Annotated in this window: 22 protein-coding genes and 2 tRNA genes; 15 read left to right on the top strand and 9 right to left on the bottom strand. The window is 69.7% G+C overall.

Translation table 11 applies throughout. The features are described 5' to 3' along the window. Positions 1-74: 74 nt before the first annotated feature. From ACFQW8_RS10585 to ACFQW8_RS10570, 4 genes are all read left to right on the top strand, one after another. Positions 75-821, top strand: coding sequence for a GAF and ANTAR domain-containing protein (locus ACFQW8_RS10585; RefSeq protein ID WP_380087161.1), 747 nt, complete (start codon positions 75-77; stop codon positions 819-821). Then, on the top strand, positions 821-1,573 hold the full coding sequence (locus tag ACFQW8_RS10580; protein ID WP_380087159.1) for a GAF and ANTAR domain-containing protein: 753 nt from the start codon (positions 821-823) through the stop codon (positions 1,571-1,573). Before ACFQW8_RS10585 ends, ACFQW8_RS10580 begins: the two co-directional genes overlap by 1 nt. A 591-nt stretch (positions 1,574-2,164) precedes the next feature. After that, positions 2,165-2,992: an MBL fold metallo-hydrolase gene (locus ACFQW8_RS10575; protein WP_380087157.1), complete on the top strand. Its 828-nt coding sequence runs from the start codon at positions 2,165-2,167 to the stop codon at positions 2,990-2,992. A 35-nt stretch (positions 2,993-3,027) separates the two neighbouring features. Then, positions 3,028-3,477 carry a hypothetical protein gene (locus ACFQW8_RS10570; protein WP_380087156.1) on the top strand — a complete coding sequence of 150 codons (450 nt, stop codon included), beginning with the start codon at positions 3,028-3,030 and terminating at the stop codon, positions 3,475-3,477. An 11-nt stretch (positions 3,478-3,488) separates the two neighbouring features. Here ACFQW8_RS10570 and ACFQW8_RS10565 read toward each other — a convergent pair whose 3' ends face one another. From ACFQW8_RS10565 to ACFQW8_RS10555, 3 genes are all read right to left on the bottom strand, one after another. Beyond that, the gene (locus ACFQW8_RS10565) at positions 3,489-4,316 is read right to left on the bottom strand and encodes a hypothetical protein (protein ID WP_380087155.1); all 828 of its coding nucleotides are present in this window, start codon (positions 4,314-4,316) and stop codon (positions 3,489-3,491) included. A gap of 71 nt (positions 4,317-4,387) precedes the next feature. Then, positions 4,388-4,735 (bottom strand): TFIIB-type zinc ribbon-containing protein, encoded by a 348-nt coding sequence (locus ACFQW8_RS10560; protein WP_380087154.1) that lies wholly within the window; start codon positions 4,733-4,735, stop codon positions 4,388-4,390. A gap of 75 nt (positions 4,736-4,810) precedes the next feature. Next, positions 4,811-5,536, bottom strand: a complete 726-nt coding sequence (locus tag ACFQW8_RS10555; protein ID WP_380087152.1) for a CPBP family intramembrane glutamic endopeptidase — start codon at positions 5,534-5,536, stop codon at positions 4,811-4,813. A 22-nt stretch (positions 5,537-5,558) separates the two neighbouring features. On the opposite strand from ACFQW8_RS10555, the gene ACFQW8_RS10550 reads away from it, so the two are divergent. Further along, a complete protein-coding gene (locus tag ACFQW8_RS10550) occupies positions 5,559-6,557 on the top strand; it encodes an NAD(P)H-binding protein (protein ID WP_380087150.1) in 999 nt (332 codons plus the stop codon). A gap of 29 nt (positions 6,558-6,586) precedes the next feature. Here the strand turns inward: ACFQW8_RS10550 and ACFQW8_RS10545 are convergent, their stop codons facing one another. Genes ACFQW8_RS10545 through ACFQW8_RS10535 form a run of 3 tightly spaced genes read right to left on the bottom strand, consistent with a single transcriptional unit; the run spans position 6,587 to position 9,887 of the window. Beyond that, positions 6,587-7,834 (bottom strand): class I SAM-dependent methyltransferase, encoded by a 1,248-nt coding sequence (locus ACFQW8_RS10545; protein ID WP_380087149.1) that lies wholly within the window; start codon positions 7,832-7,834, stop codon positions 6,587-6,589. After that, positions 7,831-8,610 (bottom strand): DUF1365 domain-containing protein, encoded by a 780-nt coding sequence (locus tag ACFQW8_RS10540; RefSeq protein ID WP_380087147.1) that lies wholly within the window; start codon positions 8,608-8,610, stop codon positions 7,831-7,833. Before ACFQW8_RS10540 ends, ACFQW8_RS10545 begins: the two co-directional genes overlap by 4 nt. Further along, positions 8,607-9,887, bottom strand: coding sequence for an NAD(P)/FAD-dependent oxidoreductase (locus ACFQW8_RS10535; RefSeq protein ID WP_380087145.1), 1,281 nt, complete (start codon positions 9,885-9,887; stop codon positions 8,607-8,609). Before ACFQW8_RS10535 ends, ACFQW8_RS10540 begins: the two co-directional genes overlap by 4 nt. Before the next feature lie 83 nt (positions 9,888-9,970). Between ACFQW8_RS10535 and ACFQW8_RS10530 the strand changes: the two genes are divergently transcribed. The 3 genes from ACFQW8_RS10530 (at position 9,971) to ACFQW8_RS10520 (ending at position 12,823) form a co-directional block, all read left to right on the top strand. Then, positions 9,971-11,257 carry a class I SAM-dependent methyltransferase gene (locus ACFQW8_RS10530; protein WP_380088655.1) on the top strand — a complete coding sequence of 429 codons (1,287 nt, stop codon included), beginning with the start codon at positions 9,971-9,973 and terminating at the stop codon, positions 11,255-11,257. Next, entirely contained in the window at positions 11,257-12,054 is a 798-nt protein-coding gene (locus ACFQW8_RS10525; RefSeq protein WP_380087143.1) for a DUF1295 domain-containing protein, read from the top strand. Before ACFQW8_RS10530 ends, ACFQW8_RS10525 begins: the two co-directional genes overlap by 1 nt. 232 nt (positions 12,055-12,286) lie before the next feature. Continuing rightward, entirely contained in the window at positions 12,287-12,823 is a 537-nt protein-coding gene (locus ACFQW8_RS10520) for a hypothetical protein (protein ID WP_380087141.1), read from the top strand. 51 nt (positions 12,824-12,874) lie between these two features. Here ACFQW8_RS10520 and ACFQW8_RS10515 read toward each other — a convergent pair whose 3' ends face one another. After that, positions 12,875-14,128, bottom strand: coding sequence for a DUF445 domain-containing protein (locus tag ACFQW8_RS10515; RefSeq protein WP_380087139.1), 1,254 nt, complete (start codon positions 14,126-14,128; stop codon positions 12,875-12,877). Between the two features lie 39 nt (positions 14,129-14,167). Here ACFQW8_RS10515 and ACFQW8_RS10510 point away from each other — a divergent pair, with 39 nt between their 5' ends. Genes ACFQW8_RS10510 through ACFQW8_RS10500 form a run of 3 tightly spaced genes read left to right on the top strand, consistent with a single transcriptional unit; the run spans position 14,168 to position 17,821 of the window. After that, positions 14,168-15,604 (top strand): GuaB1 family IMP dehydrogenase-related protein, encoded by a 1,437-nt coding sequence (locus tag ACFQW8_RS10510; RefSeq protein WP_380087138.1) that lies wholly within the window; start codon positions 14,168-14,170, stop codon positions 15,602-15,604. A 13-nt stretch (positions 15,605-15,617) separates the two neighbouring features. Continuing rightward, positions 15,618-16,568 (top strand): hypothetical protein, encoded by a 951-nt coding sequence (locus ACFQW8_RS10505; protein ID WP_380087135.1) that lies wholly within the window; start codon positions 15,618-15,620, stop codon positions 16,566-16,568. A gap of 53 nt (positions 16,569-16,621) precedes the next feature. Then, complete coding sequence (locus ACFQW8_RS10500) at positions 16,622-17,821, top strand: cysteine desulfurase-like protein (RefSeq protein ID WP_380087134.1); 1,200 nt, start codon at positions 16,622-16,624, stop codon at positions 17,819-17,821. A 148-nt stretch (positions 17,822-17,969) separates the two neighbouring features. On the opposite strand, the gene ACFQW8_RS10495 is transcribed toward ACFQW8_RS10500, so the two are convergent. After that, positions 17,970-19,286, bottom strand: a complete 1,317-nt coding sequence (locus tag ACFQW8_RS10495) for an alpha-hydroxy-acid oxidizing protein (RefSeq protein ID WP_380087132.1) — start codon at positions 19,284-19,286, stop codon at positions 17,970-17,972. A 40-nt stretch (positions 19,287-19,326) separates the two neighbouring features. Next, complete coding sequence (locus ACFQW8_RS10490) at positions 19,327-20,028, bottom strand: isocitrate lyase/PEP mutase family protein (RefSeq protein ID WP_380087131.1); 702 nt, start codon at positions 20,026-20,028, stop codon at positions 19,327-19,329. A gap of 60 nt (positions 20,029-20,088) precedes the next feature. On the opposite strand from ACFQW8_RS10490, the gene ACFQW8_RS10485 reads away from it, so the two are divergent. The 4 genes from ACFQW8_RS10485 (at position 20,089) to ACFQW8_RS10470 (ending at position 21,854) form a co-directional block, all read left to right on the top strand. Beyond that, positions 20,089-21,141 (top strand): PHP domain-containing protein, encoded by a 1,053-nt coding sequence (locus ACFQW8_RS10485; protein ID WP_380087129.1) that lies wholly within the window; start codon positions 20,089-20,091, stop codon positions 21,139-21,141. A 3-nt stretch (positions 21,142-21,144) separates the two neighbouring features. Continuing rightward, positions 21,145-21,519 (top strand): GntR family transcriptional regulator, encoded by a 375-nt coding sequence (locus ACFQW8_RS10480; RefSeq protein WP_380087127.1) that lies wholly within the window; start codon positions 21,145-21,147, stop codon positions 21,517-21,519. Between the two features lie 162 nt (positions 21,520-21,681). Further along, positions 21,682-21,754, top strand: a tRNA-Glu gene (locus tag ACFQW8_RS10475). Between the two features lie 26 nt (positions 21,755-21,780). After that, positions 21,781-21,854, top strand: a tRNA-Asp gene (locus ACFQW8_RS10470). The last annotated feature ends 51 nt before the right edge of the window (positions 21,855-21,905 follow it).

The raw sequence follows: 21,905 nt of genomic DNA, 5'->3' as shown, positions 1-21,905 counted from the left end.
TGGCTGTGCAGCGTCTAGACTTGGAGGCCTCGACCGACAACTTCAGCACCGACAGCTGCGACAGTAGGTGACACGTGGCGATCTCACTGGCCGACATGAGGATCGAGCTCGGTGGCGCCATGGCCAGTGCGGGGACCGGGTTCGACGCAGCGAACGCGCTGTGCGATGCGTGTGTCGATTTGCTGGGTATCGACGGTGCTGCGATATCGATGGTCCACGACGGCTTTCCCCACGGCACGTTCGGCGCCAGTAGCGAGGCAAGTCGCCGCCTCGACGAGTACCAGTTCACGTTTGGTGAGGGTCCGTGCTTGGATGCTGCCGCTTCCCACGAGGTGGTTCTGGCGCCTGATCTGGACTCGCCGCACGAGACGCGCTGGCCCGCCTTCGCGGAGGCCGCCCTCGAAGACGGGGTCCGGGCCGTGTTTGCTCTACCCATCCGGATCACCTCAGGCTGCGTCGGGGCGATGGATCTGTTCCGTGAAGGGCCGGGCCCCCTGCGCAATGATCAGCTAGCGGGCGGGGTGCTGGCGGCCGAGCTTGCTTCTCTTCCGCTCCTGGACCTGATCGCCAGCACGCAACATGGCCCCGGTGACGAGGACGACCCATGGGCTCAGCTTGCCGAGCTCGACCGGGTGGAGGTGTACCAAGCGACCGGGATGCTGATCTCGCAGCTCGACGTGGACGCCACGGAGGCACTGATACGCCTCAGGGCGCACGCGATTGCCTCTGGCACCACAGCCAGCCAGGTCGCGTTGGCCATCATTGGACGGCGACTCGTGCTCGAACGCGACTCCCGTGACGACAACGGGAGGAGCGGGTGATGGCGGACACGAGGGAACGCGACATCATTCATGCGTTCGTGGAGCTGTCCAACGAACTAGTCGATGGCTACGACATCGTCGACCTGCTGTCCGGATGGACCACCAACTGCGCCCAGTTGCTCGACGTGGCCGCCGCCGGGCTGCTCCTGGCCGATGGTCGAGACGTCCTGCATGTGGTCGCGGCGTCATCCGAGCGCACGCACGACTTGGAGGTGTTCCAACTACAGCGCCACCAGGGCCCTTGCCTTGACTGCTTCAACACAGGTGTCGCTGTCAACGTGCCGAACCTCGAGGTGGAGGCTCATCGTTGGCCGGACTTCGTGCGTATCGCCAGATCCAAGGGGTTCGCCTCGGTGCACGCCGTGCCGATGCGCCTACAGGGCACCACGCTGGGCGCCTTCGGCCTCTTCGGAGATACCCCTGGCAGTCTCAACGAGGACGACCTGGCGCTCGCCCAGGCGTTGATCCACGTCGCCAGCGTTGCCATCATCAACGAGCGGGCGGCATCTGATCGCGACGTCATCAACGCCCAACTTCAGCACGCGCTTACAGGTCGGATCGTACTAGAACAGGCCAAAGGAGTGCTCGCCAACGAGGGAAATCTCGAGATGCAGGACGCCTTCGCAGTCCTGCGCCGTTACGCCCGCGACCACCAACGCAAACTTACCGTTCTCGCCGATCAGGTCGTCAACAGAGAAGTGAGCGGGCAGGAGATCCTCCGACACGCTCGGTTCACGTCAATCCGGCCCTAATCCTGCTTCGGCATGGGGCAGGACAAGATCCAGCGAACCCGAGGAAACAACACCCGCCTAGCCGCTCAGTCCGACGACCCGGGGCCGTTCCGGTTTCGTCGGCCCGCTCACCTGCGTGGAGCACAACGAGGGTGTCAGGCGCGTCCCGCAGCGGTAGCAATGTCGTGACCCCGGCGGGCTCTCAACACGGAACGCGGCGACGGCGCTGGCACCTTCCGGCACGCTCGCGCACAAAAGCCAAAAGCTTCCCGGGATGGAAATCCCTGAGCAACCGGATAGACGATGATCTGATCGGTCGACGCATTCGCGTAGCACCGTCCGGGGGGCAGTGCGCTGTGGCGGCAACGCAAATGCCTCAAAGGGCCTATTGAGAGCACTCAAACGGCGGCTGGTCTTCAAGTACAGGTTGTCGGCGCCTCAAACAGCGGGGCGGACCTACAGGAGAGCGCCCACGGTCTGGTGAGGAAATAGGGCGTGGTGGCATAGCACATGCACCGCGCTCATGTGGGGTTTCGCCTACAGGGACAACTGTTGACACTGTTGCCGTGCCGGACGGGTTTCGCCGCCCGCGACACGGGTAGGCCTCTCGGCATGGACGCCGAGCTCATCCTGGACGCAGGCCGCACCGTCGAAGCCGACACGGACTCGGTGCTCTTCATCGGCAACGCCACCCTCCTGTTGCGGTACAGCGGCTTCACCATCCTCACCGACCCGACCTTCGTGCACCGCCACGAGAAGGTCGACCTCGGCTACGGGTTGAGCTCCACCCGGCTCACCGACCCGGCGATGGAGATCGAGGACCTGCCGCCGATCGATCTGGTGCTGTTGTCGCACTTCCACGGCGACCACTTCGACCAGGTGGCGCAGGCGAAGCTCGACCGGTCACTGCCCATCGTCACCACCCCACAGGCCCGGGACGCACTGCACGAGCTCGGCTTCCCCGAGGCACGCGGGCTCGACACCTGGGAGCGGATCACCGTCGTCAAGGGAGAGCGACGGCTCACCGTCACGGCATGTCCCGCCCGGCACGGGCCGGGCGTCACCGACCTCGCGCTGCCGGACGTCATGGGCAGCGTCATCGAGGGCGATGCGCAGGCGGCTCTCAAGCAGATCTACGTCAGCGGTGACACCCTCCTCTTCGACGACCTCGAGGAGATTCCCCGCCGCCACCCGGACCTCGACCTCGGCTTCTTCCACCTCGGGGGGACCAAGGTGTTGGGGATCATGGTCACCATGGACGCTGCCCAGGGAGTCGAGGCGGTGAAGCTCATCGACCCCGAGGTGGCGATCCCGATCCACTACGACGACTACGACGTCTTCACCTCCTCGTTGGACGACTTCATCGAAGCGACCCGGGCGGCGGGGATCCATGACCGGATCCACGTCCTTCGCCGCGGCGACAGCCGCCCCCTCGCATGAACGAGGTCGGGCCGCTCCCGCCTAGCATTGAGCGCATGAAGTCCGTCGACGACGCCCACACCAGACCCGAAGGCACGAGTGACGCGACGGTTGAGGCGGTCGGCAAGCTGTCCGAGGCCTTCGAGGTCATCGAGGAGGCACGCGGCTCGCTCTACGCCTTCCACCGCAACCTCGGCCGGGCCGACCTCACGCTCGGCGAGGCCGTCGAGAAGCTGCGCGCGGCCGGCCACACCGAGTTCGCCGACGAGATCGAGACCGACCTCGTGGGTCGCAACGTCCTCGCCGGGCGGTGGACCTTCCAGATCATGGAGGAGTTCGACGACGGCTACTACGCCACGTTCCGTGAGCACGACCGCAGAGTGCGAGACGAGCTCATGGCGGGCAGGCGCCACGTCTACGAGGCAGAGATGAAGCAGGAGCGGCGAACGCACGGCCGCCAGGGCCATGAAGCGACGCCGACGACCCCGACTTCAGCGGACGACTGACCCGTGCGCACTCAGCCTCGCCAGAGCGGGAGGGCAACACCTCGCGAGCGCAGGTAGTCGCCGCCGATCCCGACCGCGAAGCTCAGCACCAACGCACCGAGGAAGCCCATCCAGCCCGACAGTCGCCGGGTGAGCGGTGGGTCGGGACGGCGCCGGAACCCGATGAGCTCCGTCACGGCGTACGCGATCAGGCCCAAGGCCAACGGGGCGTTGACGAAGAGCCAGAACCAGAACCAGCGCGTCCCCACTCGAGGCGCAGCGCCCATGAGGAGCCCAAGGAAGACGAGCGCCGCGCCGAGGACAGCAACCTTCTCCAGCGCGGACATGCCACCGAACGCGAACGGTCGCATCGAGACACCCGCCTCACGCAGGTCCTCGACCAGCGCTTGTGACTCGGGGGTGGCCTCGGACGACATCTCACCCCAGGAGCCCACACCTGCGCCGGCGGCAGCGACGTGCCACCCGGACTCCCAGGTGCGCCAGACAAGGATCCCGCCCGTGGGATCGCCCTCGGGAGCGGTCGTCGTGCCGGTCGAACCCTCGGCGCCGATCGGACCGTCGAGGGGCGCCTGCTCCGCCTGCATGAAGCCGAGATGGCCTTCGTTCAGACGGTCTGCGGCGTACCACTCCTGCACCAACCCATCACGGATGTCGGCACGGAGGTCCTCGAACGTCGACCCTCGCAGCCCTTCACCCCACAGCGAGCCGAGCAGCACGAGCGACACCGCCACCACGGCTCCACCGAAGGCAACGAGGAACCGTGCGTGCCACCCCTGCTCCGGACGTGTCGCATCCGGAGTCGCCTCCTGTGCGACGTCGTCCCCCACCCCCACCGTCATGACTGCAATATGGCACGACAAACCCCCGCTGACCAGACGTCAACGGGGGCCTGTGAGTCGGTCGTGCGGCGTCAGTCGAAGAGCTCGGACATGAACGACTTCTTGCGCCGTGGCTGGCCGTAGCCGTACTGACCCTTGCCGGGGGAGGACGAGTAGCGCGGCGCCTGCCCGTAGGCCTGTGCGGCCGGCTGGCCGTAGGGCTGCTGTCCCTGCCCGTATGCCGGCTGCTGCGGTGCCGCTGCCGGGGGCGCCTGGGGCGGGGCCTGCTGGTGCCAGGCGTTCTCGGCGTTGACGAGGGCCTCGAGCTCACCGCGGTCGAGGAAGAGGCCGCCGCAGCCGGTGCACTGGTCGACGTGGACCTGGTTGCGCTCGTAGCTGCGCATGTCCGACGCGCACTTGGGGCAGGTGAGGGTGCTCATGCCCGACTCAACGACCGAGCCCTGCGGATCGTCCCGACTTCCGTCGACTTCTTCGGCTCAGGGCGGAGGACCCGCTCAGCCAGCGGTGGAGAGCACGACCGGCAGGAGGAAGAGCATGCCGAGCGACCAGGTGAGGTGGGTGATGATCGGCCCGAGGATGCCGCCCGTCACCCGGCGTTGGAGACCGACGACCAACCCGACCAGAGCCGCCGCGAGGATGAGGAGGGGCACACCCGAACCGGCGACGACCGCGGCATACAGGATCGTCGTGACGAGCACGGCGTGCCGGCGCCCGACCGCGGCGAAGAGCGCCCCGCGATAGAACAGCTCCTCGGCGACCCCGTTGATCGCGGTGATGACCGCGACGACGGCCAACGACCCGAAGCGGGCATGGTCGAGCAGACCGTCGACGGGCCCGCGCAGCACGGGAATCCGCGCCACGACCAAGGCCCCGAGCAGGAAGACACCGAGCAGCATCACACCGAGCACGAGGGACTGCACGATCGAGCGACCTGACGCCTCGCCCCCTCGGGTGTGCGCCCGGCCGAGGTGCAACGGGCCGGAGATCAGCGCCCCGACGGCCCACACCGCGGCGAGCAGGAGGGTCGCCGGATAGAACATGGAGTCGCCGGGTGCGATGCGCAGCGCCCAGGAGTTCACGACCAGCCCGAGCACCAGCGTCACCGCGGCCACGACCCGTCGGCGACGGAACGCCCGGTCCGACTCGGTGTGGTCACGTGGCACCGGCTCGACGAGAGCGGCGCGCACGAATCGCTGCAGTTCAGTGACGGGATTGACCATGACAGGTGAGACGATGCCACAGATGACTTCTGACCAGCGCAAACGTGTCCTCGTCACGGGCGCCACCGGCTACATCGGTTCGCGTCTCGTGCCTGCCCTCCTCGACGCCGGCCACGAGGTGCGGGTGCTCACCCGCTCCGCGGACCGGCTGACCAAGCGCGCCTGGCACGACGACGTCGACATCGTCGAGGGAGACGCGACCTCGCGCAGCGACCTCGACACGGCCCTGGCCGGCATCGACGTCGCCTACTACCTCCTGCACTCCATGGATGGGGGCGACAGCTTCGAGGAGCGCGACCGCGAGCTGGCGCGCACCTTCGGGCTGGCCGCCCAGGCCGCCGGAGTCCAGCGCATCGTCTATCTGTCCGGGCTGCACCCGGCCAGCGAGAAGCTCTCGAGCCACCTGGCCTCACGGGTCGAAGTCGGCGACCTCCTCATGGCGTCGGGCGTGCCGACGGTCGTCCTCCAGGCCGCAATCATCGTCGGCTCGGGGTCGGCGTCGTTCGAGATGCTGCGCCACCTCACCCACAACCTGCCGGCGATGATCACGCCCAAGTGGGTCAACAACAGGATCCAGCCGATCGCCATCGCCGACGTGCTGCACTACCTCGTCGGTGCAGCGGCACTCGAGGGCGAGCCCAACCGCACCTTCGACATCGGCGGTCCGGACGTCCTCACCTATCGCGAGATGATCCACCGGTTCGCCAAGGCAGCCGGGCTGCGCGACCGCGCCATCGTCACGGTCCCGGTCCTCACTCCGTGGCTCGCGAGCCACTGGGTCGGGCTCGTCACCCCTGTCCCGTCGGGCATCGCCAAACCGTTGGTGGGCAGCCTCGTGCACGAGGTCGTGTGCCGCGAGAACGATGTCGACGACGCCATCGGCGCGCCCGAGGGCGGGGCCAAGACCTTCGAGCAGGCCGTCACGGCAGCCCTGGCCGGCAAGGACGACGAGAACCGCCCGGAGCCGGGCACCGTCGAGCCCGGCCGGCTCACTGCCGCCGACCCCGACTGGGCCGGCTGACCGAGCCCGCCGCTGGCGGACCCAGATCCTCAGGCCCTGCGCATCGTCACCTGGGCGACGTCGAGGTAGCCAGAGGCGAACCCGGCCTCGCAGTAGGCGAGATAGAACTCCCACATCCGCTTGAACGTCTCGTCGAACGAGCCACCCTCGATGCTCGGCCAGGCCTGCAGGAACTCACCACGCCAGCGCCGCAGCGTCTCCGCATAGTGCTCACCGAAGGCGTGGACGCCGGCAACCTGCAGTCCGGTATGCCGTCCGGTCACCTCCCGGATCGCGTCCAGTGAGGGGATGAGCCCGCCCGGGAAGATGTACTTCTGGATCCAGCCGTAGGAGTGGCGGGTCGCGATGAAGCGGTCGTGGTCCATGAGGATCGCCTGGACGACGGCCGAGCCGTCGGGAGCCAGCAGCTCGTCGATCGCCGAGAAGTAGGTCGGCCAGAACTCCTCCCCCACGGCCTCGATCATCTCGACGGACACCACGGCGTCGAAGGCCCCGTCGACGTCGCGCGAGACCTCGCGGTAGTCCTGCAACCGGACCTCGACCGAGCTGCTGAGCCCAGCGGACGCGATCCGCTCGCGGGCCAGCGCCTGCTGCTCGTGGGAGAGCGTGATGGAGAGGACGTCGGCGCCCCGGGCCGCTGCGCGCAGCGCCAGCTCGCCCCAGCCCGTCCCGATCTCCAGCACGCGCGAGCCGGGGCCCACGCCCGCTGAGTCGAGGATCGTGTCGATCTTGCGGTGCTGGGCCTCGACGAGCGACTGCCCAGCGAACGGGCGGGCGTCGTCGAACAGCGCGGACGAGTAGGACATCGTCGGGTCGAGGAACGCGGCGAAGAGGTCGTTGGAGAGGTCGTAGTGGGCCTCGATGTTGGCCCGGCTCCCCGTGAGGGTGTTGCGGGTGCCGATGGGCATGGCCCGGTCGACGATCCGCCGCATCCGCAGCAGCGGCGTCGGCAGGAGACGACCCATGCGGGCGGCGAACGGCAGCAGTGCCTGCGCGAGATCGGTGCCTTCGGCCACCCGCCAGTCACCGGCCATGTAGGCCTCGCCGAGCCCGATCTTGGGGTGCTCCTCGAGACGCTTCCAGAGCGCAGTCGGGCGAACCAGGTCCAGGGTCGGCGCGTCCTCGCCGCCACCGCCGACGATGAGCCCGTCGGGGTAGCGCATGCGCACGGGCAGACCGGCGACGATCTGGTGCACGAGGGTTCGCGCCACCGCTCCCCGGGTGAACAGGGTTCTGGCAGTGGGGATCTCGAAGGAGCTCAGCACATCGGTTGTCATCGGACACTCTCCTTGGAGGACGCGGGTCGGGGTTGCACGGGAAGTCGACGGGCCCACAGGCGGATGCCGTGCATCCTGATGAGGGTCGTGACCTGCTGAGGCATAAAGGGGTGGCGAGCCACCGTGGCCAGCACCGACCGCGGGGTCGCCGGGACGGGCACGCCCTCGACGACGGCGGTGAGCACCAGGCCACCGTCACGGTGCAGCCGGATGCCCACCGACACGCGGTCGGGTTCGAGGTGGAAGCGCAGTGCGTACTCGCCGCTCGTGTCGTTGAAGGGAGAGACGTAGAAGTCCTTGTCCACGGACGCCGCGCCCGTGGGATCGGGCCGGACGGCATACGCGTGCCGTCCGCCGTAGGTGTTGTGCACCTCGACGACGACCCCGCGCAGCTCACGGGTGTCCGTGAGGCACCAGTACGCCGTCATCGGGTCGAAGACGTGCCCTAGGACGCGCGCGTGAGTGAGGGCGACGACGCGCGTCACCCCATGGGTGGGTATGCCGTCGCGCCCGAGACAGCGCAGCACGTTCGCCTTGAGCTCGGCCAGCGTCGGCGCGCCGGCGAGGTGGTCCTCCGGGCGGAACGACGCGACCGGGCTCAGCCACTGCGGCAGCTCGAGAGGTGCGTCGAGGTCGAGGAGCCACTGGTAGTGCCGGTTGGCGAAGGTGCGGCGCATCGGGGTGTGCCGGGTGTGGTGCACCCGGCCGACGACGAGCGCCGGAAGGGTGGGCAGGTCGACGACCACCACCCCGACGTCCGGGGAGAGGGCGGTCATGTCCACTCCACCCCGAGCGCTCGTGCGGCCTCGACGCCGGAGCGGCAGCCGTCCTCGTGGAAGCCCCAGCCCCAGTGGGCCCCGGCGAAGGCCGTCAGTGAGGTCGTGATGTCGTCGCGCCGACGCTGGGCGTTCACCGCGGCGAGGTCGTGGATCGGGTGGGCGTAGTCCATGACCGCGACGACGGTCTCGGGGTCGATGAGCGCCCTGGCGTTGAGCGTCACATAGATCGGGTCGCTCGGCGGCAGGCCCATGAGCCGGTTCATCTCATAGGTCACGACCGGACCCGTGGCAGCGGAGTCCTGGCCCTGGCGGGCGACCCGGTAGTTCCACGACGCGCGGGCCCAGGGCGCCGACGGCATCAGCGACCCGTCGCGGTGCAGGACGGTCTCGTTGCGGGAGTAGCGGAACGCGCCGAGGACCTCCTTCTCGGTCGGCGTCGCGTCGACGAGGAGCGCGAGCGCGTCATCAGCGTGAGTGGCGACGACGACGTGGTCGAACCGTTCGGGCCCGACGCGGGTCGTGACCGTGACACCGTCGTCGTCGCGCTCGATCGCGAGCACGCCCTGCCCGCGGCGGACGTCGGGGAGCCGCTCGGCCACAGCCTCGACATAGGTGGCCGAACCGCCCACGACGGTGCGCCACTGCGGCGAGCCGGTGACGCTGAGCATCCCGTGGTGGTCGAGGAACGAGAAGAGGTACCTGGCCGGGTAGTCCATGGCATCGCCGCGCCCACTGGACCACACGCACGAGACGAGCGGCACGGCATACAGTTCGATGAAGCTGGCGGGGAAGCTGCGGGCAGCGATGAACTCGCCGTAGGTGGTCTGGTCCTCCCCGTCGGTCGACTCGAGGAAGGCCACGGCCTCGGCGTGGAAGCGCCGCACCGACCTGAGCATCCGCAGGAAGTCGAGCGACAGCAGCTGGCGGGGACGGGCGAGGAAGCCGGTGACCCCGCGGCCCCCGGCGTACTGGAAACCGGTCGTCGGGTCGCTGATCGACATCGACATCTCGGTGTCCCGCACGGCGATCGCCAGCTCGGCGAAGAGCCGCTGCAGGTGGGGGTAGGTCCGGTCGTTGTGCACGATGAAGCCCGAGTCGACACGGATGTGGCCGCCGTTCGAGGCGATCGAGTGGGTGTGGGCGTGCCCGCCGAGGCGGACGTCGGACTCGAAGAGGGTGACGTGGTGCTCACGGGAGAGCACATGGGCGGCGGTGAGCCCGGACACTCCCGAGCCGACGACCGCTGTGCGTGGGGCAACGCCAGTCGGGGTCATGCCGGCCATTCGGTGTGTGAGGTGTGTTCGGATGGGTCGATCCCTGCGCCCCCTCCTCCCATCCGCGACAGGGAGGTCTCCGAATCAGGAGCGTGACATCTTCTCCTGGTATCGCTGCAGCCATCGCCGAAGCACTCGCCCCTGTGCTGCGCGGCCCGCTTCCCGTGGGAGTGCACGCCTGGGACGGGTCCCGTGGAGGACCGGAGGAGGGGCCGGTCCTCGTCCTGCGCTCGCCCCAGGCGTTGCGGCGGCTCCTGTGGAGCCCGGGTGAGCTCGGTGCCGCGCAGGCCTACGTCACCGGTGAGCTCGATGTCGACGGCGACGTCGGCGAGGCCCTCGACATCGCTCGCGCGGCGCTGACGGAGCGTGGCGTGAGCGGCCTCGCGGTCGGCCCGCTGGCTCGCACCGCCCCCCGCCTGCTCGCCCTTGCCCGTGAGCTCGGCGTGCTGGGCGGACCGCTCGACCCTCCTGCGACTCAGGCCCGACTGCGCGGTCGGCTGCACTCACTGGGGCGCGACCGCTCCGCGATCAGCCACCACTACGACCTCTCCAACGCGTTCTACGAGCTCCTCCTCGACCCGCACATGGCCTACTCGTCCGGGTGGTGGAGCGGCGACCCCAGCCAGACCCAGCAGTCCCTCGAGTCGGCGCAGGCCGCCAAGCTCGACCTCGTCTGCCGCAAGATCGGGCTCCACGAGGGTGCGCGCTTCCTTGACGTGGGCTGTGGCTGGGGGTCGTTGTCCCTGTATGCCGCGGAGCACTTCGGTGCGACCGTCACCGGCGTGACCATCGCCAAGGAGCAGAAGGCCTTCATCGACGGCCGCATCCGCGAGCGCGGGCTGCAGGACCGGGTCGAGATCCGGCTGCAGGACTACCGCGAGGTGCGCGACGGCCCCTATGACGCCGTCGCCTCGATCGAGATGGGTGAGCACGTCGGCCAGGGCAACTACCCGGCCTACGTCTCCGTGCTGCACGAGGCGGTCAAACCCGGCGGCTACGTCCTCATCCAGCAGATGTCCCGCCGCGGTCGTCATCCCGGTGGAGGTCCCTTCATCGAGTCGTTCATCGCGCCGGACATGCACATGCGTCCCGTCGGTGAGACCGTCGAGCTCATTGAGTCCGGTGGCCTCGAGGTGCGTGACGTGCACGCCATGCGGGAGCACTACGTGTGGACCGTGGACGCGTGGCTCGAGACGTTCGAGAAGAACTGGTCGGCCGTGGTCGACCTCGTCGGCGAGGAGGTCGCGCGGGTGTGGCGGCTCTACCTCGTCGGTGGCGGACAGGCCTTCCGCGACGGCCGCATGGGCGTGGACCAGATCCTCGCCCGGCGACCCGGTGGCGCTCCGGTCGCCCATGACACGGTTCGGTGATGGGGCGCTTCCTGCTCGTCACCCTCAGCGCTCTCGTCGCCGCGGCCGTCGTCATGGGCATCACCGCCCTCGTCGCCCGACGACTCGGCAGGATCAGCGTCGTCGACATCGCCTGGGGGCTGCTCTTCGTCGTCATCGCGTGGGTCTGCGCCCTTCTCGGTCCCGGGCCACGGTCGCTCCTGCTCGCCGTCCTCGTCACCCTGTGGGGCGGGCGGTTGGCGTGGCACATCCGGCGCCGTGCCCTGGGCGCGGGCGAGGATCCCCGCTACGAGAAGCTGTTGTCGCAGGCCCCGCCCGAGAAACGGTTCGCGTACGCGGCCCGCAAGGTCTTCCTCGTCCAGGGACTCGCGGCATACGTCATCTCCCTGCCACTGCAGGTCTCAGCGGCAACCGGCTCGCAGCCACTGGGCTGGGTGGCAGCCCTCGGGTTCGCCGTCTTCCTCGTCGGGATCGGCTTCGAGACGGTCGGTGACGCGCAGCTGGCCCGGTTCAAGGCCGACCCGGCCAACAAGGGCAGGATCATGGACCGTGGGCTGTGGGGGTGGACGCGCCATCCGAACTACTTCGGCGACGCGGCCGTCTGGTGGGGCCTGTGGCTCATCGCGGCCGAGGTGTGGCCCGCGGTGCTGACCGTCTTCTCGCCGATCGTCATGACGTACTTCCTGGCCTTCGCGACGGGTGCTCGCCTGCTCGAGTCCGAGATGGCCAAGCGCCCCGGCTATCCCGAGTACATGGAGCGCACCTCCATGTTCTTCCCGCTTCCGCCCCGCAGGCCCCGTCCCGAGGCCACCCGATAGCGCAGCTTGGGCATGCCCTGAGGTGAGTGGTCGGGTTTTTTGGGTATGCCGTCCGCCCCTGATGCCTGTGCCGTGGCGGTGTGCACTGCCTCGCTGCGGCGCAGCAGTGCACATCGCCGTAGCGGCTCATCAGGGCAGGTTCTGATGCCTCTCTCCGCCACCATTGCACGCAACCCATCGCTACCTTCGGGGAGTGAGGTCATTCCTCACCACAACGAAGGAGAGTGAACCCATGGATCCCATCTGGTGGGTCGTCATCGCAGTGGTCGTGCTGGCCGTGCTCGCGTTTGTGCTCATGCAGATGCGCAAGCGCAGCGAGGACTCCCGTCGTCAACAGGCTTCGGAGGTGCGCGAGGAGGCCCAAGAGCACTCGCGCGTCCTGCGTGAGCGTGAGGCACATGCCAGCCAGGCGGACGCCGCAGCGCGTCAGGCCCGGGCCGACGCCGAGATGAAGCTGGTCGAGGCGGAGAAGCTCGAGTCCGAGCGGGCCCAACGGGGCACGGCCGCCGCAGAGGCCCGTTCCGAGGTGGAGGAGAAGGTTCGCCGAGCCGACGAGCTCGACCCTGACGTCAACACCGGCGCCGACGACTACCGCGCCGGCGATCGGGTCGACAACCGCTCCGACGACACGAGCCTTCGCGACTCCGACCGCGTCGGCGGCTCCGACCGTGGTGGCGACGACACCCGGCGCTTCACCGACGGCGACGACACCCGGCGCGTCAGCGACGGAGACGACGACCTCAGGGACCGAAACCGCCGCGACATCTGACGCCGACCTGGTCCGCCCGGTCCAGGAGTCACTGGACCGGGCACCCTGCGTTCACTGCGCCACTGAGCTCACGGCGTGGATGATGATGCCGGCGAGGGCGCCGACGATGGTGCCGTTGATCCGGATGAACTGCAGGTCGCGCCCGACGTGCAGCTCGATCCGCTCCGCCGCCTCACGCCCGTCCCACTGCTCGACCGTCACGGAGATGACCTCGGCGATCTCGGACCCGTAGGTGTTGACGAAGAACGACACGGCTTCCCCGAGGTGCCCCTCCAACCGTGAGCGCCAGGGCTCGTCCTCGACGAGGTGGCGTCCGAGGTGCTCGAGGAGCTCGTCGCCGCGGACATGGAAGTACGACGTCGGGTCGTCCATCGCCGTCTCGAGCGCGGCTGCGAACGAGCGCCACAGCCCCACCGCCGTGTCCGGCACCTGCGGGTGGGAGAGCAGCCGCTCCTTGAGCGACTCCGCGCGCGCCATCACCTCGGGGTCGGACTGCAGATCCCTGGCAAGACGGGCGAGGAGGTCATCGAGCGCCACCCGTGCCGGGTGGTCGGGGGCGCCCCGGATGTCGTCCAGCCAGCCGACCACCTGCTGGTAGCTCCAGCCGATGACCTTGTCGTCGACCCACGGCGGTGACCACCACGGGGCGCGCTCCCCGATGACCGAGGCAAACGTCCCGGGGTTGTCGGCGAGCCAGTCGCGCAGCTGCTCCAGCCCGAGGTCGACCATGCCGTGGTGGGTCTTCTCCGAGACGACGCCCTCCAGCAGTGACCCGGCGATGGGGCTGATCGGTTCGGTCGCGAGACGCGGGAGCACGAAGTCCGCGATGACCTCGCGCACGTCGTCGTCGGACAACCGCCCCAGTCCGGCCCGGGTCACGCGCACCACCTCGGTCATGACTCGCTGGCGGTGCGCCGGCGCCCCCAGCCAGACCCCCAGTCGCTCCCCCACCCGGGCCGCCGCCAGTCGCTCACGGGCGATCTCGTCCGTGAGGAAGTTCTCGGCGACGAAGTCCTGCAGGTTGCGACCGATCTCGTTCTTGCGCTTGGGGATGATCGCCGTGTGCGGCACCGGAAGCCCGAGGGGGTGGCGGAAGAGCGCCGTGACCGCGAACCAGTCCGCGAGCGCCCCGATCATGGCGGCCTCGGCCCCGGCGTTGACATAGCCCAGCCAACCGGTGTCGTGACGCAACGTCACGGCATACACGACGGCAGCGAGCACGAGCAGGGCGAGGGCGAGAGCGCGCATGCGGCGCAGGCCGACGCGGCGCTGCGCATCTGCGGGGGAAGGGGCAAGGAGACTCACGTCTCGATCCTGCTACACCCCGCCTCCTAGAGTGGTCGCGTGCGCTTCCTCAACGATCTCCTGCCGCAGTTCGACCTCACCTACGACGACGTCTTCATGGTGCCGAACAGCTCGGAGGTCACGAGCCGCCTCGACGTCGACCTCAGCTCCGACGACGGCACGGGCACGACCATCCCGCTCGTCGTCGCCAATATGACCGCGATCGCCGGACGTCGCATTGCCGAGACGACCGCCCGCCGCGGAGCGTTGACGATCATCCCGCAGGACATCCCGGGAGACGTCGTCAGCGAGGTGATCGGCTGGACCAAGCAGCGCCACCTCGTCTTCGACACCGCCATCACCCTCGACCCCGACACGACCGTCGGCGAGGCGCAGGTCCTCATCGGCAAGCGCGCCCACGGCGCCGCGGTCGTCACGGAGGATGACAGGCCGATCGGCGTCGTCACCGAGAAGGACCTCGGCGGGGTCGACCGCTTCGTCCAGGTCCGCGACGTCATGTCGCGCGAGCTCGTCACCGTGCGGGACGACGTCGACGTCGTGGCGGCGTTCGACACGCTCAACGAGAGCCGCCGCCGTCTCGCGCCCGTCGTCGCGCTGGACGGCACCCTCGTCGGCGTCCTCACCCGCCAGGGGGCGCTGCGTGCCAACCTCTACTCCCCCGCCGTGGACGACAACGGTTCCTTGCGCATCGGCGCTGCGGTGGGCATCAACGGTGACGTCGCCGCCAAGGCCGCCCAGCTGCTCGAGGCCGGTGCGGACGTCCTCGTCATCGACACCGCCCACGGCCACCAGCAGAAGATGATCGAGGCGCTCAAGGCCGTGCGCGACCTGGACCCGCAGGTCCCGATCGTCGCCGGCAACGTCGTCACCGCGGCGGGGACCCGCGACCTCATCGGCGCCGGGGCCGACATCGTCAAGGTCGGGGTCGGGCCGGGCGCGATGTGCACGACCCGAATGATGACCGCCGTGGGGCGCCCCCAGTTCTCGGCAGTGCTCGAATGCGCCTCTGCCGGGAGGGAGCTCGGCAAGCACGTCTGGGCCGACGGGGGCGTTCGCCACCCCCGCGACGTCGCCCTCGCCCTCGCCGCAGGAGCCTCCAACGTCATGATCGGCTCGTGGTTCGCCGGCACGCTCGAGTCCCCCGGCGACCTCTTCAGCGACGAGAAGGGGCGCCAGTTCAAGGAGTCGTTCGGGATGGCGTCCTCGCGTGCGGTCCGCAACCGCACCGCGACCGACTCCGCCTACGAGCGGGCCCGCAAGGCCATGTTCGAGGAGGGCATCAGCTCGGCCCGGATGTTCATCGACCCGGCCCGGCCCTCCGTCGAGGACGTCATCGACGAGATCGTCGCCGGCCTGCGCAGCAGCTGCACCTATGCCGGAGCGCGCACCCTCGGCGAGTTCCACGAGCGTGCGACCGTTGGCATCCAGAGCACTGCCGGCTTCGCCGAGGGCCGCCCGCTGCACCAGTCCTGGTGACCGGAGGGCTGGCGTGAGGTCCCGTCGAACCATCACGTATGCCGTCATCGCAGCCCTCGTCGTCGTCCTCACCCTCGTCCTCGGCTGGTTCACGACACCGCGGACGACCGGGCTCGAGGGCCAGTGGGAGACGGCCGCGGTGCGAGGCGAGGTGCTCGGTGGGCGAGCCCTCGTGAGCTCCGACGCCAACGTCGCCATCGACCTCGTGAGTGGCACCCGCATCACGCTGGGTTCGGTCAGCGGTGGGAGCCGTGCCGTCGGCGCCGGCCGCCTGCTCGTCCTCAACGACTCGGTGCTTGACGGCGCCGGTCTCGACGGCCGGTCTCGGTGGACCTGGCAGGGCCCTCCTGCACACCGGCTCAGGCTCGTCGCTGCCGGTCCGTCGATGACCGTCGTCCATGCCTGCGGTGGGACGCCGGGCGGCTGCCGGCTCATCGGCGTCGACAACAACGGCAGGCAGTCGTGGCAGACGCCCCAACCGACCGCGACCGGGACATCTGCCCCCGTGGTCGGGAAGGACGGCAACCTGCCAACTGTCGGGGTCCTGACCGCGGCGGACGGGACCCTGCTGATCATCGACCCGGGCTCGAGCCGTGTCGTGCTGCGGCCCGCGGCGGACGCATCGGTCGGTCGCGACGGCGCCCTCACCCTGAGCGCTGCCTCAGACGGTCGGTGCGAGCGCACGACCTTCGCGACCCTCGACAAGGTGACCGTTCTCACCGCACCCGGGACCTGCGAGACCACCCCACCGGCCCCGGCACTTCCGACCCGCGCCACCGCGACGCGCTCGGGCGTGTGGTGGTGGCCGTTCGGCGACGGACGGCCGACGCTCGAGGTGGGCGGACGGCATACCGGTCGGGTGGTGAGCCGTGCCCCGCTTCGCAGTCTGCGCGTCGACGACCTCGGTCTCACCGTCCTCGACGGCGAGGTGGTGCGTCGCTACTCGTGGGTCGACCGCGAGTAGCGACGCCGCAGCCTCCGGGGCGCCCGCCTGCTCGTGATCGGTACGGTGACGCCATGACCTATGACGTGGCCGCGGTCCGCTCGCTCTTCCCCGCACTGCTCGAGGGTGCCGCGCATTTCGACGGGCCCGGTGGTTCGCAGACGCCGACTCCGGTGGCCGATGCGGTCCGCGAGACGCTGGTGTCGGCGATCTCCAACCGTGGGGACGCCACGACGAGCGAGCGACGTGCCGAGACGGTCGTCGTCGAGGCTCGCGCGGCGATGGCCGACCTGCTCGGCGCCGACCCGCGCGGAGTCGTCTTCGGACGCAGCGCCACCGCCCTCACCTACGACCTGTCGCGCGCGCTGGCCCGCACCTGGCAGCCCGGCGACGAGGTCGTCGTCACCCGCCTCGACCACGACTCGAACATCCGCCCCTGGGTGCAGGCCGCGGAGTCCGTGGGGGCGGTCGTCAAGTGGGCCGACTTCGAGCCCGGGACCGGCGAGCTGCACTCCGAGGCCGTGACGTCGCTGCTGACCGAACGGACCCGACTCGTCGCCACGAGCGCCGCGTCAAACCTCATCGGCACCAAGCCTCCCGTGTGCAAGATCGCGCGTGCAGTCCACGAGGTGGGTGCCCTGCACTGGGTCGACGGCGTGCACGCGACGGCCCACGCCTCGGTCGACCTCGACGCGCTGGGTGTGGACTTCTGGACCTGCTCGCCCTACAAGTTCCTCGGACCGCACGTGGGAGTCGTCGCGGCCTCGCCCGCGCTGCTCGAGACCCTCACGATGGACAAGCTGCTGCCGTCGAGCGATGCCGTGCCTGAGCGCTTCGAGCTCGGAACGCTGCCCTACGAGCTGCTGGCCGGTGTCACCGCTGCCGTCGACGTGCTCGCCGGGCTCGACCCGTCGGCGACCGGGTCGCGACGGGAGCGGGTTCTGGCCGGCTTCGAGGCGTTGGAGGAGCACGAGCACCGGCTCCTCGACCGCTTGGAGGCCGGACTGCGGGGTATGCCGGGTGTGCGGCTCTTCTCGAATGCTCGCAAGCGCACGCCGACGCTGCTCTTCACCGTGGACGGGAAGTCGCCGCAGGAGGTCCGCCGGGCTCTCGCGGACAGTGGTGTCAACGCCCCTGCCGGGCACTTCTATGCGATCGAGGCCTCACGCCACCTCGGGCTGGGCGGAGACGGTGGTGTCCGTGTGGGGCTTGCGCCCTACACCGACGACAGCGACATCGACCGCCTCCTCACCGCCGTCTCCGATCTCACCTGACCGTCGGGCCCGGCACCCCACCCTCCTCACCAGCCGCTGTGCAATGCTGCGCCCCAGCGCAGCAGTGCGGGCATTGCTGCGCCCGAGCGCAGCAGTGCTGGCATTGCTGCGCCCCAGCGCAGCAGTGCACAGCGCCAATGGGGAACCGTCACGGACCCGCGGCCGGGACAAGGAAGGCGTCATGGGTGATGTCGCGGATCGATGCGGCGCCCACCAGCCCCATGGTCAGGTCGAGCTCGGCGATGACGTTGTCGATGACGTCTCGCACCCCCTCGGCGCCGTCGAGCGCGAGCCCGTAGACGTGCGGTCGCCCGAGGAGCGTGGCGTCAGCGCCGAGGGCCAGGGCAACGAACACGTCGGCCCCCGTGCGGATGCCGCTGTCGAGGAGCACCACGGGCTCGGGTCCCACACGGTCGCGGATCGCGACGAGGGCGTCGAGCGAGGAGATCGACCGGTCGACCTGGCGTCCGCCGTGGTTGGACACGATGATCCCGTCGATGCCCGTATCCACGGCTCGCTTCGCGTCCTGCGGATGCAGGACGCCCTTGAGAAGCACCGGGAGTCGCGTGCGCTCTCTCAGCGTCTCGATGTGGGACCAGGACAGGGCAGGGTTCGAGTAGATGTCGAGAAAGGTCTCGACGGCAGCCCTGGGCTCCGGTGAGCGCAGGTTGTCGCGCGTGCCCCCGGGGTGGCGTCGGGCCTGGCTGAGCAGCGTGCGTGCCCCGCCGGCCGCGGCGACCAGCTTCGCGGCTCCCTTGGTCCCGGCCAGGGGCGAGGGCTCGTCCCCGGCAGCGGCCACCCGCTCCTTGACGATCTCCATGAAGCGCGGGTCAGAGGTGTACTGCGCGATGCCGATCCCCTGCGTGAACGGCAGCGACCCGAGATCGAGGTCCTGGGTTCGCCAGCCGAGCATCGTCGTGTCCAGGGTGACGACGAGCGCACGGGCACCGGCGGCCTCGGCTCGCCCGATGAGCGAGTCCACGAGCTGCTCGTCGACCGACCAGTAGAGCTGGTACCACCACGGCACGTCGCCCATCGCCTTCGCCGTCTCCTCCATCGGCGAGCATCCCTGGGTCGAGACGACATAGGACGTTCCGGCAGCGGCGGCGCCCCGCGCGATGTCGAGGTCGGAGTCAGGGGCGACGAGCTCGGCAGCACCCACCGGCGCGAGCATGACCGGGGCCACGAGGGGCGTGCCCAGGATCTCGGTGCGGAGGTCGCGGGTCGTGGTGCCGTGGAGCATCCGCGGCACGATCCGCCACCGGTCGAACGCTGCCCGGTTTGCGCGCATGGTCCCTCCGGCGCCTGCGCCACCGCTGACGTAGGCCCGCGCCTGCGGGCTCATCACCTCGTTGGCCCGCGCCGCGAGCTCGTCGGGATCGGTGGGCACGCGGGGCGGCTGGCCGAGGGTGCCCCGGCGATAGATGGCGCTCTGGCGCGCTCGTCCTGGTCCGATCTCTGGCATGCGCCAACGCTAGCCGCGGACCCGCGACCCGGCGGGCCCGTCAGGCGAGAGCTTTGGCAGCAGCGACCACTGCGTCGTAGGCAACCCCGGCCAGCGCCCCTCCGGTCGAGACCCGGCGCACGCCGAGCTCGCCCAGCCGCCCGACCGACGGGTGGTCGCCGGCGGCGAGGACGTTGACGGGGCGACCGAGGGCGACGATCGCAGCGATGCTGTCCTCGTCGTTGACCAGCGGCGCATAGAGGACGTCGGCTCCCGCGTCGCGATAGGCCGCGAGCCGCGCCACCGGGTCCTCCCCCAAGCCGTAGAGGGCGCTCTCGCAGCGCGCGGTCACGACGATGCCGCGCCGGTGCGCGGCCTCGACGACCGTCGCCACGCGGTCGACGGCCTCGTCGAACGGGACGATCGCGGAGGTCTGAGGGTCGTAGTCCTCGATCGAGAGCCCGCTCGCACCAGCCTCGGCGAGGAGCTCGACAGTGCGCGCGACGCCGCCCTCCTCCCGGGGGAAGCAGTCGGCGGAGTCGATGTTGAGCGGCACGGTGAGGACGCTGCTGAGGAGAGCGACGTGGTCGACGAGCTCGTCGCGGCTCACCTCGAGGTCCGACTTCCCCAGCGTGGCTGCGTGACCGTGGCTCGTCGTCGCGAGGGCGGGGAAGCCCGCCTCCTCGAGCCGCTTCGCCGAGCCGGCGTCGAAGGCGTTGGGCATGACGAAGATGCCGCTCTCGTGGAGCTCTGCGAAGGTCATGGGGCCATCCTGCCCACGACCTCTGACACCAGCCCGCGGCTAAGAGGCCAAGATGGGGGCATGGTTGCGCTCCTCACCCCGCTCGAGGCCCCGGTCGAACCCAGCGAGGCCCTGCGACGCATCGCCTTCCTCCTCGAACGAACCCGCGCTGGCACCTATCGCGTCGAGGCCTTCCGCAACGCGGTCAAGGCCCTCAAGGAGATCGGCGGCGACGAGCTCAATGGCCACGTCGAGGCCGGCACGCTCCAGCAGATCCACGGCATCGGGAAGTCCACGTCATCGGTCGTCGAGGAGGCAGCGCAGGGTGAGCTGCCGGCATACCTCGCGTCCTTGCAGGACAAGACCGGCGGTCCGCTGGCCACAGGAGGAGCGGACCTGTATGCCGCGTTGCGCGGAGACTGCCACCTCCACTCCGACTGGTCGGACGGCGGTTCGCCCATCGACGAGATGGTGCTCACCGGGATCGAGCTCGGCCACGAGTGGATGGTCCTGACCGACCACTCGCCGCAGCTGCGGGTCGCCAACGGCCTCACCGCCGAGCGGCTCACCAAGCAGATCGCCATCGTCGACGCGATCAACCGCGGTGTGGGACAGGCGTTCCGGCTCTTCAAGGGGATCGAAGTCGACATCCTCGACGACGGTGGCCTCGACCAGACCGACGAGATGCTCGGCAAGCTGGACTTCGTCACGGCATCGGTGCACAGCAAGCTGCGGATGAACTCCGCTCCCATGACCAAGCGCATGGTCAATGCCGTCCTCAACCCGCGGGTCAACGTCCTCGGGCATTGCACGGGGAGGCTCGTCGAGGGGTCGCGGGGCAAGCGGCCACAGTCGGACTTCGACGCCCGCGCGGTCTTCGAGGCCTGCCTCGAGGGCAACACCGCAGTCGAGATCAACAGCCGGCCAGAGCGCAAGGACCCGCCGGACGAGCTCATCGAGCTGGCCCTGGAGATCGGCTGCCTGTTCTCGATCGACTCCGACGCCCACGCGCCGGGGCAGCTGGACATGAAGGCCTACGGCTGCGAGCGCGCCGAGCGGCTTGGCGTGCCGTGGGACCGCATCATCACGACGTGGGACGCCGAGAGGCTGCACGCCTGGGCCAACCCCTCCTGACCCATGAGCGACCTCGTCATCACTGTCGACGTCTCCGCGCCGGAGCCGCCCTACGAGCAGGTCCGGGCACAGCTCGCCGGGCTCATCGCACGCGGCGCCCTGGCCGAGGGCGATCGCCTCCCCACCGTCCGGGCGCTGGCCGCCGACCTCGGCATCGCCGTCAACACCGTCGCCCGGGCCTACAAGGAGCTCGAGGCCGAGGGTCTGGTCACGACCGGACGACGCGCGGGCACGACCGTCGCGCCTGGCGGGCACGCCACGGACACGGCCCTCCACCGCAGCGCGGCCGCCTACGCCCTCAGTGCAGCCCGGGCCGGACTGAGCGAGTCCGCCGCCGTCGACCTGGTGCGCGCAGCACGGCGCGCGACACGCGCGTGAGGTGAGCGGGGTCCCACGCCCTGCGTGGGCGGCATACCGGAGCGTCCCTCAGCAGCGCGGCGGAGCTCGTTTTGGATGCAGCGCGAACGTCCCTTATGCTTTCCGAGTCCACGACGGATCCGAGCGCTGCGCGCTGCGCGACGTGGGGTCCGGTCACGACGGGTCCCCATCGTCTAGCGGCCCAGGACTCCGCCCTTTCACGGCGGCAGCACGGGTTCGAATCCCGTTGGGGATACGCATGAAAAGGTCTTGCACCAGCAAGGCCCCGTAGCGCAGTTGGTTAGCGCGCCGCCCTGTCACGGCGGAGGTCGCGGGTTCGAGTCCCGTCGGGGTCGCACAGATTGAGAGAGGCCCACACCGAGAGGTGTGGGCCTCTCCGCTTGTCA

The sequence above is a fragment of the Knoellia altitudinis genome (assembly GCF_042666355.1).
Lineage (GTDB): Bacteria > Actinomycetota > Actinomycetes > Actinomycetales > Dermatophilaceae > Knoellia > Knoellia altitudinis.
Note: the sequence above shows the minus strand (reverse complement) of the source record. Positions and strands in the feature narration are given on the sequence as shown.